Source organism: Sphingobium sp. LMA1-1-1.1 (assembly GCF_040676365.1).
Classification (GTDB): Bacteria; Pseudomonadota; Alphaproteobacteria; order Sphingomonadales; family Sphingomonadaceae; genus Sphingobium.
This window is the reverse complement of the sequence record NZ_JBEGHS010000073.1, coordinates 149,992-163,150: the sequence shown is the minus strand read 5'-3', so window position 1 is coordinate 163,150 and position 13,159 is coordinate 149,992. Positions and strand designations below refer to the sequence as shown.

The 13,159-nt window shown below is 64.1% G+C and carries 13 protein-coding genes; 7 read left to right on the top strand and 6 right to left on the bottom strand.

Annotated features, from left to right (window positions below):
* Nucleotides 1–482 precede the first annotated feature (482 nt).
* A complete protein-coding gene (locus tag MRBLMA1_RS21600) occupies nucleotides 483–1,970 on the top strand; it encodes a lipopolysaccharide biosynthesis protein (RefSeq protein WP_363739787.1) in 1,488 nt (495 codons plus the stop codon).
* Nucleotides 1,971–1,976: 6 nt separating this feature from the next.
* Here the strand turns inward: MRBLMA1_RS21600 and MRBLMA1_RS21595 are convergent, their stop codons facing one another.
* Complete coding sequence (locus tag MRBLMA1_RS21595; RefSeq protein ID WP_133654521.1) at nucleotides 1,977–2,405, bottom strand: CBS domain-containing protein; 429 nt, start codon at nucleotides 2,403–2,405, stop codon at nucleotides 1,977–1,979.
* Nucleotides 2,406–2,479: 74 nt separating this feature from the next.
* Here MRBLMA1_RS21595 and MRBLMA1_RS21590 point away from each other — a divergent pair, with 74 nt between their 5' ends.
* Together MRBLMA1_RS21590 and MRBLMA1_RS21585 are read left to right on the top strand one after the other, a co-directional pair.
* The gene (locus tag MRBLMA1_RS21590; RefSeq protein WP_133654520.1) at nucleotides 2,480–2,779 is read left to right on the top strand and encodes a hypothetical protein; all 300 of its coding nucleotides are present in this window, start codon (nucleotides 2,480–2,482) and stop codon (nucleotides 2,777–2,779) included.
* Complete coding sequence (locus MRBLMA1_RS21585) at nucleotides 2,772–3,146, top strand: acyl-CoA thioesterase (RefSeq protein ID WP_133654519.1); 375 nt, start codon at nucleotides 2,772–2,774, stop codon at nucleotides 3,144–3,146. Before MRBLMA1_RS21590 ends, MRBLMA1_RS21585 begins: the two co-directional genes overlap by 8 nt.
* Nucleotides 3,147–3,241: 95 nt before the next feature.
* On the opposite strand, the gene MRBLMA1_RS21580 is transcribed toward MRBLMA1_RS21585, so the two are convergent.
* The 4 genes from MRBLMA1_RS21580 to hisS all read right to left on the bottom strand — a co-directional run bounded on the left by MRBLMA1_RS21580 (nucleotide 3,242) and on the right by hisS (nucleotide 7,612).
* Nucleotides 3,242–4,042: a DUF4167 domain-containing protein gene (locus MRBLMA1_RS21580; protein WP_363739785.1), complete on the bottom strand. Its 801-nt coding sequence runs from the start codon at nucleotides 4,040–4,042 to the stop codon at nucleotides 3,242–3,244.
* Between the two features lie 318 nt (nucleotides 4,043–4,360).
* Nucleotides 4,361–5,188, bottom strand: a complete 828-nt coding sequence (prmC, locus tag MRBLMA1_RS21575; protein WP_363739783.1) for a peptide chain release factor N(5)-glutamine methyltransferase — start codon at nucleotides 5,186–5,188, stop codon at nucleotides 4,361–4,363.
* Nucleotides 5,189–5,243: 55 nt separating this feature from the next.
* Nucleotides 5,244–6,335 (bottom strand): peptide chain release factor 1, encoded by a 1,092-nt coding sequence (gene prfA / locus MRBLMA1_RS21570; RefSeq protein WP_414714736.1) that lies wholly within the window; start codon nucleotides 6,333–6,335, stop codon nucleotides 5,244–5,246.
* Nucleotides 6,335–7,612: a histidine--tRNA ligase gene (hisS, locus tag MRBLMA1_RS21565; protein ID WP_363739781.1), complete on the bottom strand. Its 1,278-nt coding sequence runs from the start codon at nucleotides 7,610–7,612 to the stop codon at nucleotides 6,335–6,337. The genes prfA and hisS overlap by 1 nt, the downstream gene beginning before the upstream one ends.
* Before the next feature lie 152 nt (nucleotides 7,613–7,764).
* Between hisS and MRBLMA1_RS21560 the strand changes: the two genes are divergently transcribed.
* Nucleotides 7,765–9,684, top strand: a complete 1,920-nt coding sequence (locus MRBLMA1_RS21560) for a M61 family metallopeptidase (RefSeq protein ID WP_363739779.1) — start codon at nucleotides 7,765–7,767, stop codon at nucleotides 9,682–9,684.
* A 43-nt stretch (nucleotides 9,685–9,727) separates the two neighbouring features.
* The gene (gene ppa, locus MRBLMA1_RS21555) at nucleotides 9,728–10,261 is read left to right on the top strand and encodes an inorganic diphosphatase (protein ID WP_363739777.1); all 534 of its coding nucleotides are present in this window, start codon (nucleotides 9,728–9,730) and stop codon (nucleotides 10,259–10,261) included.
* 92 nt (nucleotides 10,262–10,353) lie between these two features.
* Here the strand turns inward: ppa and MRBLMA1_RS21550 are convergent, their stop codons facing one another.
* Complete coding sequence (locus MRBLMA1_RS21550) at nucleotides 10,354–11,817, bottom strand: PLP-dependent aminotransferase family protein (RefSeq protein ID WP_363739775.1); 1,464 nt, start codon at nucleotides 11,815–11,817, stop codon at nucleotides 10,354–10,356.
* Between the two features lie 89 nt (nucleotides 11,818–11,906).
* On the opposite strand from MRBLMA1_RS21550, the gene MRBLMA1_RS21545 reads away from it, so the two are divergent.
* Nucleotides 11,907–12,509: a YczE/YyaS/YitT family protein gene (locus MRBLMA1_RS21545; protein ID WP_363739773.1), complete on the top strand. Its 603-nt coding sequence runs from the start codon at nucleotides 11,907–11,909 to the stop codon at nucleotides 12,507–12,509.
* Nucleotides 12,510–12,636: 127 nt separating this feature from the next.
* Entirely contained in the window at nucleotides 12,637–13,143 is a 507-nt protein-coding gene (locus tag MRBLMA1_RS21540; RefSeq protein ID WP_363739771.1) for a DUF1993 domain-containing protein, read from the top strand.
* Nucleotides 13,144–13,159 lie beyond the last annotated feature (16 nt).

Below are 13,159 nucleotides of genomic sequence, written 5' to 3'. Positions count from 1 at the left end.
AGCGTTCGTTCTGAGCCAGGATCAAACTCTCAAGTTTGATGTCCGATCCTATCCCAGGAGGAATAATCCCAAGATAGAACCGCTCATTTCTAGGAGCCATTCCTGCACAAATCTTACATGGTGTGTAAGGACATTGTGAGTAATGGCTTGCTTTAACCGAATATCCGACGCCCAGAAGCCGTCAGAACCCGGAGCCGCCGCCCACATGTCCCTTCATCAATCTACAATGTCAAAGAACCTCACAACATAAACCGGACAGCTATCCCACCCCGTTCCTTGCGTTCCGGGAGACCAGCGTCCGTCTATGTCGGCGACCGCCGCTTCCGCCGTCCCAGTGGGGCAGCGCCGCGTCGGTGAAGGGGCATATATGGAGGGCTTCCCGAACCGTCAAACCCTTTTTGCAATTTTATTTCAGAATTTCTTGGGACTTGGCCGATAGGACGGATTCAGGGCGCATGGACGCCCGGAAAATGGGAATGACAATGGGTTTGCAGGACGCCGACGCGGATGACGCGGCTTTTGGCACAAGGATCAGAAGCGCGATTCTCTGGCGATCGGGAAGCCAGATCGTGGCGCAAATGGTGAGCTGGGTCGTCACGTTGGCCGTGATCCGGCTGCTCGATCCCAGGGATTATGGCCTGTTCGCCATGACCCAGGTGATCTTGAATTTCGCGACCTTTCTCAACGGCTATGGTCTGGTGAGCGCTCTGGTCCAGTCAGAGACGCTGGATCGCCATCGCCTGCGGCAGGCCTTCGGCATCATGCTGTTGCTGAACGGCGGGCTGGCGCTGATGCAGCTCGCCATCGCGCCATGGGCCGCGGACTATTATGATCAGCCCAAGGTCGCCGAACTGCTGCGTGTGCAGGCGCTGCTCTATCTTTCCACGCCCTTCATCTCCATTCCCGAAGCGATCATGGGCCGAGCGATGGATTTCCGGCGGCCTGCGCTGGTGAACCTGATCGCGGCCATGGCGTCGGCGGCGGTAGCGCTCACCGGCGCGCTGTCCGGCTGGGGCGTGTGGACCTTGGTGTTTGCCCCGATCGCGGGCTTCTGGGTCAAGGGCGTGGGCTATATGCTGGCGACCGGCTTCAAGCCGATTCCCAGCTTCGATTTTCGCGGCACCGGCGCGATGGTGGCCTATGGCGCGTCGCTGCTGGGCGGACAGCTTTTCTGGATCGTGCAGAGCCAGGCCGACATCTTCATCGGCGGGCGTGTACTGGAACCGCATCAACTGGGCCTTTACGCCGAAGCGCTGTTCCTGACGCAGATCTTCGTCAGCAAATTCATCCCGCCGCTCAACGACGTGGCTTTCCCCGCCTATGCGCGGATGCAGAAGGATCCGTCGCGAATCGCATGGTCCTTCTGCAAGGCGGTACGCCTGCTACTGTTGATTTCCTGCCCGGTCTATCTGGGCATGGCAGTGACGGCCGGACCGCTGGTGGAAACGCTGTTCGGCGCCAAGTGGCGCGACATGGCGCCTTTCGTGGCGGTCCTGGCGCTCGCCATGCCGTTCATGACCTTGCAGGTGATGTTCGCTCCCGTCAGCAATGCGCTGGGTCGTCCGGGGACAACGGCGCGCGTCGCGGCGGTCGGGGCGCTGCTGATGCCGGCCGCCTTCTTCATCGGGATCCGGTTCGGGGCGATCGGTCTGGCATGGGCCTGGCTTTGCGCCTTTCCGATCCTCACGCTCATCACCGCGCGGCTCGCGGGCGCGCCGATGGGGCTGCGGTTGATCGACCTGATGCGGGCGGCCGCGCCGGGACTGGGATGTTCGCTGTTGATGGCGGGGGCGGTGGTCGCCGTTGACCGGCTCCTGCCCGCGCTCCCCGCGCCCATCCGGCTGGGAATATTGGTGCCGACCGGCGCCCTTGCCTTCGGCGCGGCCTTGATGCTGTGCGCGCGGGGGACGTTGATGGAACTGGTCGCGCTGGTCACAAGGCAGGCGCCGCCGGTCGAAGTGCCCGCCTGAGGCGGATCAGGCGGTCTGGATATAATCGCGCAGAGCCGCCGCTTCCGATTCGATCGAATCGATGCGGAACTTCACGAGATCGCCTATCGACACCAATCCCACCAGCGTGCCGTCGACGACCACCGGCAAATGGCGGATGCGGCGCTTCGTCATCAGCGAAAGACAGTGGATGACAGGCGTCCGATCATCCGTGGTGATCGCCGGCGCGGTCATGATCTCCCCGACCGGACGTTCCAGCACCGCCGCGCCCTCCTGCGCCACGCGATAGACCAGGTCGCGCTCGGAAAAGATGCCGACGACCGTGCCATCATCCACCACCGGCACGCAGCCGATCCGCCGTTCGGCCAGCCGTTGCACCACAGACAGGACCGTATCGCTCGATTGCACCTGGACGACATCCTGTCCCTTGCGCTTCAGAATCGTCGCGATCGTCATGATCCACCTCCCTGCCTGCCGACTAAATGCCTCGGTCCCTTGATGATCCCACTTTCACACCCCAAAGGAAAGGGATGACGCGCAAACAGGGCCTTGATGATCCAGAGATCGCCAGGATCGCATGGGGACGATACCGGCGGCTCATGGGATGGATGGCGCTGGGCGGTGCGCTGTGCGTGGGCGCGGCGCTGCTTTTGCTGCATATGTGGGCCGGTCCCATGCCGATCCACATGATCATCGCGACAGTATTGGGCGTCTGGTTGACGTTCATGCTGGGCACCGGCCTGATGGCCCTGGCGTTTCTGTCCAGCGGAACGGGGCATGACGAACAGGTGATTGACCGGATGAAAGAAGAGGGGCCAACCGATGACTGACGAAAGAGGTGAAGTGGTGTTGCGGGTGGTGCCTCACATCACCGACATCAATGCCAACGGGCATATTTTCGGCGGTTGGGTGCTCAGCCAGATGGACATAGCGGGCGGCATCGTCGCCACGCGAATCGCGCAAGGGCCCGTCGCAACGGTAGCGATAGAGAGCATGACCTTCATCGCCCCGATCCTGCTGGGGGATATCGTATCGGTCTATGCCCAGGAGGAAAGGCGGGGGCGGACGTCCGTCGCCATCCGCATCGACGTCATCGCGACGCGGGGACGACAGGGAATGAAGGTCGAACTGACGAGCGGGCTGTTCACCTTCGTCGCCCTGGATGGAAATCACCGGCCGCGTCCGCTGCCGGCCTGATCTCCAAGACTGCACCGGAAGCAAAAAGGGGGACAGCGCGACGGCACTGTCCCCCTTTTTGGTCTCATTTCCGCCCGATCGGGCAGGAGCGAGCCTTATTCGGCCGCCTCCGCCGCGGGCCGGGCACGGCGGGTCCGCTTGCGCGGTGTTTCCGCAGCAGACTCCGCGTCATTGTCGGCGCGAGCGATCGAGGGCGGCAAAACCGCCAGATCCAAACCGCCCTGGCCTTCTTCCTTTGCCGCCGCCTTGCGGGGGCGACCGCGACGCGCGCGGGGCGCCTCTGCCTCGGGCTGCGGTTCAGAAGCGGGTTCAGCCGCGCGGAACGGTTCAGGCGCCACTTCCGGCTGCCGCTGTTCCACGCTTTCCTCGAACGGCGCTTCTTCTACCGATGGACGCTCCCGGCGCCGTTCGTTGCGGTCGTTCCGGTCGTTGCGTTCATTGCGATCGCGGCGACCCCGGTCGTTCCGCCCCTCGCGATAATCGCGCTGCTCGTCCCGACGGCGATCGAAATCCTGCCCGCGGTCGCTCGCCTGATCGGCGCGCATATCCTCGCCCGCTTCCTCGCCGACATCGAAATCGTCGAAACCATCGTCGAAATTATCGTCCCGGGGACGGAACCGCTGCTGCTGCTCCTCCTGACGGGCGCGATTGTCGGCCAGCACGCGGAAATAATGGTCGGCAAATTGCAGATAATATTCCGCATTCACCCGATCGCCCGTCATCTGGGCATCGCGCGCCATATTCCTGTATTTTTCAAGAAGCTGGGCCGCATTGCCGCGAGCGCGGTTGTCGATCCGGTTGCCACTGTCACCGCCGCCCCGATTGCCACCGTTGGGCCGGCCATTATTGTTGTTCCGGCCGCGATTCCGGCGACCGGCCTGCCTGTTGTTGATCAAGAGCTGATCCTTGCGTTCACTTTGCCATCATTCACGGAAAAACACTGTTCTGTCGCCATCCTTCAACACGGCCTGGCCATCAGGCCGGATAAGGCTCCGCCAGGCAGGGGCCGAGCGATCGGCCTATGCCCTTGACCTGCCAGAGGCGCTTGCGCAGCAGCGCCATCGTGACTTTGAAGGAGCGGGAAAACGGCCTTTTCTTGTCGCGGCCCCACGGGGCAGATCCTCAGGATAGTGCCGTCCCTAAGCTCCATGTAGTGGCTTCCCGGCCATAAACCAAGCAATTTTCGCTTGTGCCGGCGCAAATCCTTTGCGCGGTCAGGCGGATCGCCCCAGGGTCGCGACCAGGCAGCGGTCATGGCCGGCCAGATCGTGGCGGACCGCAACGCTAAGTCCTTGATCAGCAAGCAGGGCAGAGACGCTGTGCCGCTGATCATAGCCGATCTCGATCGCGGCCATCCCGTCCCGCGCCAGCAGCCGGGGCAGCATCGGCGCGATCCGGCGATAGTCGTCCAGACCCTCCGCGCCTGCGAAAAGCGCGCTTTCAGGTTCATGCAGGACATCGCCCGACAGCGCGACGTCGCGGGCGATATAGGGCGGATTGACGAGGATCAGGTCGAACGGGCCGTCCATTCCCTCCGCCCAGTCGCCCTGGCGGAAATCGGCCCGTGGACTGAGGCCCAGATTGTCGGCATTGCTCCTGGCAACCGCCAGCGCAGCGGGAGAAATGTCGATGCCCACGCCGCTTGCCTGCGGCCATTGGCTGAGCGCGGCGAGCAGCAGCGCACCGGAGCCGGTACCAAGATCAAGAATGCGGGCGGGGCTTCGCGCGCCGAAATGCCCGATCGCGGCCTCGATCAGCGTCTCGCTGTCGGGGCGCGGGATGAGGACATCGGGCGTGACGTGCAGGCTGATCGTCCAGAAATCGCGCACCCCGGTGATATAGGCGATCGGTTCGCCGGTCAGCCGCCGCTGGAGCAGCAATTCGAAAGCGGGTGGGACGCTGAGGTCGCGCTGCCGCATCAGCAGTTCGTTGCGATCGATCTCCAGCGCGTGGGCCAGAAGCAGTTCGGCATCGAGCCGCGGGGTGGCGCTGATGGAGGAGAGGCGCTCGGTTGCTTCTCGCAGGGCGGGGGCAACCCCCATGTTCGTCATTTCCACGATCGCGGGAAAAACGCATGTCGCTTGGCGGAGCGCAGCGTCACGCCACGCCGTCCAACTGGGCGAGACGCGCGGCTTCATCCTCTGCCACCAGGGCGTCGATGACCTCCGACAGGCCCGGTCCTTCCAGGATTTCCGGCAAGCGGTGCAGTGTCAGGTTGATGCGGTGGTCCGTCACCCGTCCCTGCGGGAAATTATAGGTGCGGATACGTTCGGAACGGTCGCCGGAACCGACCATCGCCTTGCGCGCGCCGGCCTGTTCGCTCTGGGCGCGCTCACGCTCCATCTCGTATAGGCGGGCGCGCAGCACCTGCATCGCCTTCGCCTTGTTCTTGTGCTGGGACCGCTCGTCCTGCTGCGTCACGACGATGCCGGAGGGCAAGTGCGTGATCCGCACGGCGGAATCGGTGGTGTTGACGTGCTGGCCGCCCGCGCCCGATGCGCGATAGATGTCGATCTTGAGGTCACCGTCAGCGATCTGGACGTCGACCTCTTCCGGTTCCGGCAGCACGGCGACGGTCGCCGCCGAGGTGTGGATGCGCCCGCCGCTTTCGGTGGCGGGGACACGTTGGACGCGGTGGACGCCGCTTTCGAATTTCAGCTTGGCGAACACGCCGATGCCGGTGACGCTGGCAACCACTTCCTTGAACCCCCCGACTTCGGAGGCGTTGGCGGAGATCATCTCCATCTTCCAGCCCTGCGCGTCGGCATAGCGCTGATACATGCGGAACAGGTCGCCCGCGAACAGCGCGGCTTCGTCTCCGCCAGTGCCTGCGCGGATTTCCAGCATGGCCGGACGGGCGTCGGCGGCATCCCTGGGCAGAAGCTGGAGGGCGAGGGCACGCTCGGCGTCGGGAAGCTTGCCCTTGATGAGTTGCATCTCCTCCTGCGCCATTTCGCGCATCAGCGGATCGGCATCCGCATCCTCGCCGCCCGCCATATATTCAAGCGCGCTCAATTCCTGGCGCAGGCGACGGACCTCATGGGCAGCCTTGGCCACCGGCTCGATCTCGGCATATTCCTTGGACAGCCGCACGAACTCTTCCGGTGCGAGGTCGGCACGCGTCATCGACGCCTGCACCTCGTCCCGGCGCGCCTCGATCTGCGCGATGCGTTCGGCGGAGATGTGCATCAGAGCGCCGTCAGCTTCCCGATCAGGGCGTCCAAGGCAACGGCTTCCTGCTCGCCTGTGCCGAGATTGCGTAAAGCCGCCTCGCCCCGCGCCAGTTCATCATCGCCCAGAATCACGGCCCAGGCCGCACCCGATGCATTGGCCCGCTGCATCCGCTTCTTCATATTGCCGCGATAGCCCATGTCGCACGCGACGCCGGCGCGGCGCAGATCCGCAATGATGCCGGTGGCCCTGATCTCCGCGGCTTCGCCCATGGGGATGACCGCGACGGCCGGTCCGGCGATCTCCGGCGCATCCACCAGCATAGCCAGCCGCTCGATCCCCGCCGCCCATCCGACCGCCGGGGTCGAGGGACCACCCAGATTCTCGATCAGCCCGTCATAACGCCCGCCGCCCAGCACCGTGCCCTGCGCGCCAAGACGATCGGTGATGAATTCAAACGCGGTATGACGGTAATAATCCAGGCCGCGCACCAGCCGGGCATTGCGCTCCCACGCCACGCCCGCCGCGTCGAGGCCCGCCGTCACCTTCTCGAAGAAGCTGCGCGCTTCGTCAGTGAGATAGGCGTCGATGTCCGGCGCGCTGTCCGCCACCGGCCGGTCGCGAGGATCCTTGCTGTCGAGGATGCGCAGCGGGTTCCGGTGCAGGCGATCGATGCTCTCTTCCGACAATTCGCCGCGATGCGCCTCGAAATGGGCGATCAGCGCGGCGCGCCAGGCTTCACGGCTCGGCCCGTCGCCGAGCGTGTTGAGATTGAGCGTCACGCCTTCCGACACGCCCAGCTCACGCAGCAACTGGTCGGCCAGCACCAGCAGTTCCACGTCCGCGCCCGGCTCGCCTGCGCCGATAATCTCCGCGTCAAGCTGGTGGAACTGGCGGAACCGGCCCTTTTGCGGGCGTTCGTAACGGAACAGCGGACCGTGGGTCACGACCTTCAGCGGCGCATATTGCTGCCAGCCTTCTGTGATATAGGCGCGGGAGATGCCGGCCGTGAATTCGGGGCGCAGCGTGATGCTGTCGCCGCCGCGATCCTCGAACGTGTACATTTCCTTGGAAACGACGTCCGTGCTTTCGCCCAGAGAGCGGGCGAACACCGCCGTCGATTCGAACACGGGCACTTCCACCCGCTGGAAGCCGTAGAGCCTGCGTACCCGGTCGAAGGTCGCGACTACATGGGCGAAACGTTCCTGGAACGCTTCGCTCGTGCCGCCCAGCATGTCCTGCGTGCCGCGCACCGGATTAGGGGTCTTTGGGCGCGGGGTTTCGATCTTGGCCATGGGGCAGCGCCTTTAACGATAAAGACGCATCAAGGAAACGCGCTTTTTTGTCGTAAAATATGTCAAGTAGAGTTGGGGGTGGACGAGAGCGGAATGGCTCGCCATTCTGTTGTTATACGGTCGTTCGACCGAGCGCTTTTTCGGAGATGTTCATGATCCGCAGCCTTGCTGCCGCCCTTTTCCTTTCCACGGCGATCGCAACCCCGCTCATCGCGCAGGATGCGATCCGCTCCAAACCCACGGCGCTGCCGGTCGACAATGCCGCGCCGACGCCCAAAGATGCGCCCTATCCGGGCGGCGCCATCCGGCTGGAGGTCGACGCCACCGACACGGTGCAGCGCATCTTCCGCGTCAAGGAAACCATCCCCGTCGTCCAGGGCGGGCCCATGACGTTGTTGATGCCGCAATGGCTGCCCGGCAATCACGCGCCGCGCGGGCAGATCGAGAAGCTGGACGGCCTCAGCTTCACCGCCGACGGCAAGCCGCTGGCATGGAAGCGCGACCCGCTCAACGTCTTCGGCTTCGTGATCGACGTTCCGCAGGGGACGAAACAGGTCGTCGCATCCTTCCAGTTCCTTTCCGCCACCCAGCCCAATCAGGGCCGCGTCGTCGTCACGCCCAAGATGCTCAACATTCAGTGGGAGTCGGTGTCGCTCTATCCGGCGGGTTATTATACCCGCCAGATCCCGATCCAGGCGACCGTCACCTATCCCGATGGCTGGCAGGCAGCGACCGCGCTGCGCGGCAGGAAGACCGGATCGACCGTCGCCTATGAGACGATCGATTATGAAGCCTTGCAGGATTCGCCGGTGTTCGCCGGCCTCTATTTCAAGCCCGTCGACCTTGGCCATAATGTGACGCTCAACATCGTCGCGGACGATGCCGACGAGCTGGATGCCAAGCCCGACCAGATCGCCAAGCACAAGAAGCTGGTCGATGAAGCGGGCGCCCTTTTCGGTACCTATCATTTCGACCATTATGACTTCCTGTTCGCCATCACCGACGAAATGGGCGGCATCGGGCTGGAGCATCACCGCTCCTCCGAAAATCAGGTGGAACCGGGCTATTTCAAGAAATGGGGCGATGGCGATGCGCTGCTGGACCGCAACCTGCTGCCGCATGAATTCACCCATAGCTGGGACGGCAAGTTCCGCCGCCCCGACCTGCTGTGGACGCCCGATTTCAACGTGCCGATGCAGGACAATCTGCTCTGGGTCTATGAAGGGCAGACGCAATTCTGGGGCTATGTGCTCGGCGCCCGTTCGGGTCTGTTCAGCAAGCAGGAAACGCTCGACGCCTATGCCCATATCGCGGCCAGGCTGGACACGGCGCGGGGCCGCGAATGGCGGCCGATGGAAGACACCACCCATGACCCCATCATCTCCGCCCGGCGTCCCAAGGGTTGGTCGAGCTGGCAACGGTCGGAGGATTATTACAATGAGGGCTTGATGATCTGGCTGGAGGCGGACGCGATCATCCGCCAGCAGACCAGGGGCGCCAGGGGCCTCGACGATTTCGCCAAGGCTTTTTTCGGCATCAATCCCGGCGACTGGGGGCAGGTCGTCTATAATCGCGGGGATGTGATCAAGACGCTCAACGCGGTCGCGCCCTATGACTGGGCCGGTTTCTTCCAGAAATATGTCGACAGCACCACCAGGGAAACGCCCAAGGGCGGCTTCACCCTGGGCGGTTACAAGCTGGTCTATGGCGACACGCCGGGCGCCATCACGAAGGCGGCCGAAGGGTCGGGCAAGTTCACCGACCAGAGCTTCGGCATCGGCCTGATCGTCAAGAATGACGGGGAGATCAGCAATGTCGTCTGGGACAGCCCGGCCTTCAAGGCAGGCCTTGCCATCGGTTCCAGGATCGTCGCGATCAATGGCGACGAATATTCGGGCGACGTTTTCAAGGCGGCGATCAAGGCTGGAAAGCCGCTGCAGATCATACTTAAGCAGGACAAATATTATCGCACTTTGACCCTCGCATATTCAGGCGGCCTGCGCTATCCGCGCCTCGAAAAGACAGGAGAGGGTGAAGGCAGCCTGGACCGGCTGCTGAAACCGAAAACATAATCACCCGTAGCGCCAACGCGTATCGAAAAAGGCTTGAAGTCCCATGAATATCGAACTGATCCCGGTCGGCGACGATCCGCCCAACAGCCTGAATGTCATCATCGAGGTTCCGGTCGGCGGCGAGCCCGTCAAATATGAGTTCGACAAGGCTTCCGGCGCGCTGTTCGTGGACCGCATCCTGCATACGCCGATGCGCTATCCGGCCAATTACGGCTTCGTGCCGCACACCCTGTCGCCCGACGGCGATCCGCTGGACGCGCTGGTCATCGCCCGCTCGCCCTTCGTGCCCGGCTCGGTCGTGCGCGCCCGTCCCATCGCCGTGCTGAACCTGGAAGATGAAGCCGGCGGTGACGAGAAGCTGGTCTGCGTGCCCGACAACAAGACTTTTCCCTATTACCACAATGTGGGTGAAAAGGACGATCTGCCCGGCATCGTGATGGAGCAGATCGAACATTTCTTCACCCACTACAAGGATCTGGAAAAGCAGAAATGGGTGCGGATCGGCACCTGGGGCGGCGCGGAAGACGCCCGCCGCATCACGCTGGAGGCGATTGAACGCTACAAGGCAGGCAAATAAGCCGACTGGCTGCAGCTTCTGCGAAAAAAGGGCCGCGCGGACATTCCGCGCGGCCCTTTTTCCATATGTCCAGGGGAGGCGGTGATCTCAGGTCAGATGAGCCGATCCGCCTCCAGCGCGGCGGCCACCGAATCACGACCGCGCGGCGTGCGGGCATGAAGCCGCGCATCGGCTTCGGCCAACCGCTCCACGCCCATCGTCAACTGCTCCTCCGGCAGGGTGAAGGGCAGGCGCAGAAAGCGCTCGAATGCCCCGCTCACGCCAAAGCGCGGCCCCGGCGCGACACGCACCCCGTGGCTCTCGGCAATGGCGGCCAGCGCCGTCGCCTCCCCCCGCGGCAGTTCCGCCCATAGCGACAGGCCGCCGGCGGGGGATTCGGCACGCCAATGCGGCAGGTGCCGCTCGATCAGAGCCAGCAGATGGTCCCGGCGTCCGCGCAGCATCGCCGCCCGTGGACCAAGTCCTTCATCACCGTCGATCAAATGCGCGACGGCAAGCTGTTCCACCACCGGGCTGGCCATGTCCATCGTCGTGCGCAGGCGGCCCAGCGCCGCCACGGTCTGAGGATCGGCGCGAATCCACCCGACGCGCAATCCGCCCCAGAAGATCTTGCTGGCAGATCCCAGGGTGATGACCTGCCGTCCCGAAGGATCATGCACGGCGACCGGCGGCGGCGGCATATTGTCCAGGCCCATCGCCGCCATGGTCTCGTCGATGATCAGCGGCATGTGGCTGCGCGTCGCCGCCGCCACCAATGCGCGGCGGGTGGCCGGGTCCATGCTGCGCCCGGTCGGATTGTGGAAATCCGCGATGATATAGGCGAAACGCGGGCTGGTCTGGCGGAAGGCCGCCTCCATCGCGTCGATGTCCCATCCCTGCGCCGGCAGGCCGACCGGCACCGGCACGACATGGGCGCGCTGCAGGGCCTGGATCGCATTATGATAGGTTGGATGGTCGATCACCGCCCGGTCCCCCGGCCCCGCCAGCCAGTGCAGCAGCAGCGAAAGTCCCTGCTGTGCACCATTGGTGACGATGATCTGGTCGGGACTGGTCGGGCATCCGCGCCGCTCATAATGCGCCGCGATCGCCCGGCGCAACGGCGGCAGGCCCAAAGGATCATAGCCCAGTTCGCCCAGAAAGGCGGGCAAGGCCTCCACCGCCAATTGACAGGCGCGACCAACGCCAGGCGCAGCCGGCAGTGCGGCATGGGTCCAGTTCAGTATATCCACACCATCGGTCAGTTCGATCTCCGGCAGGGCCTGTTCCATCCGGCCGGGCGGCAGGCGCGTGACGCTCCCCGATCCCTGCCGGCTTTCAAGGAAGCCCTCGTCGCGGAGCCGGTCGAAGGCGGCGGCAATGGTCGTGCGGCTCAGCCCCAGCGCGGCGGCCAGTTCCCGTTCGCCGGGCAGACGGACGTTCAGGCCGACGCGCCCGTCCAGCACCAGCATCCGCAGCGCCTGCGCCAATTGGCGATAGGCCGGTTCGGCGCTGCCCTCTGCACGCCAGGCACCCAGCAGGCGAAGCAGGGAAGGGGGCCGCAGAAGAGAAGTGGACATGGCAAAGGCTTCCGATCCAGAGAACGAAGAGGCCAATTATCCGATAATGGCTGTTTTGTAAAAGGCCATTTTGCCCGATGTGAAAAGCCATGATGATGCCGCGCCGCCTTTTCCAGCTTTTCTGGGGCCTCAACCTTTATGGCTTTGCCATGGCCGTGATGCTGCGCGCCAATCTCGGCCTTGATCCCTGGGATGTGCTGCATCAGGGGCTCGCGTCGCGGCTCGGCCTGAGCTTCGGCATGACGGTCAATCTGGTCGGCGCGGCGGTCCTGCTGTTGTGGTGGCCGTTGCGCCAGCGGCCGGGCCTGGGCACCCTCTGCAACATAGCGGTGATCGGGACGGCCGTGGACCTCAGCCTCATGATCCTGCCGACGCCGGACGGCTATGCCATGCGCTGCATCTGGCTGGCGTCGGGGATCGTCCTCAACGGCATTGCGGGTGGCGCCTATATCGGTGCAGGGCTGGGACCGGGACCGCGCGACGGATTGATGACCGGCTTCTGCCGCCGGACGGGATGGCCGGTCAAATGGGTGCGCACCAGCATCGAAATCGGCGTGCTGGCGATCGGATGGCTGATGGGCGGCACGGTTGGACTCGGGACTTTGCTCTATGCGGCGACGATCGGCTGGATCGTCCACCATGCCCTGCCCTTCTTCACCATCGCGCCGCGGGAAGCGCCCGCCCTCCCCTGAGCCCTTTGCCCCCTGACCGGCCGGCACGGAGACCCGCCGGCCGGTCCTTTTATTTGGCCCGGGTATCGACAGCGGCACCAGCCGCCATATCTATGGCATCCTGTCGGCACGATATGAGGAGAGCCTAGTGGCCACCGATCTATATGATCTGACCGTTCCCACCTTCATCCGGGGCCTGCGCAACCTGTCCGCAATCCTGGACAAGGCCGCCGCCTATGCTCAGGAAAAGGGCATCGATCCGCTGACCCTGACCAGCGCGAGGCTGATCGAGGACATGGCGCCCCTCACCGCCCAGGTCCAATTCGCCAGCGATAGCGCCAAGGGCGCGATCATCCGCATCGGCCAACTTGACCCGCTGCCCATGCCCGACACCGAACAGAGCTTTGCCGAGTTGCAGCAGCGGATCGCCAAGACGATCGCTTTCCTCGAATCCGTGCCTCGCGAACGCATCGACGGGCAGGAGGATGCGCAGGTCGTGCTCAAGACCCCGCGCGGCGATTTCCCCTTCACCGGCCGCAACCATGCGTTGGGCTTTGCGCTACCCAATTTCTATTTTCATGTGACAACCGCCTATGCCCTGCTGCGCCAGGCGGGCGTGCCTCTGGGCAAGCTGGACTATCTGGGCGGCATCTAGGCGCAGAACCTCGACG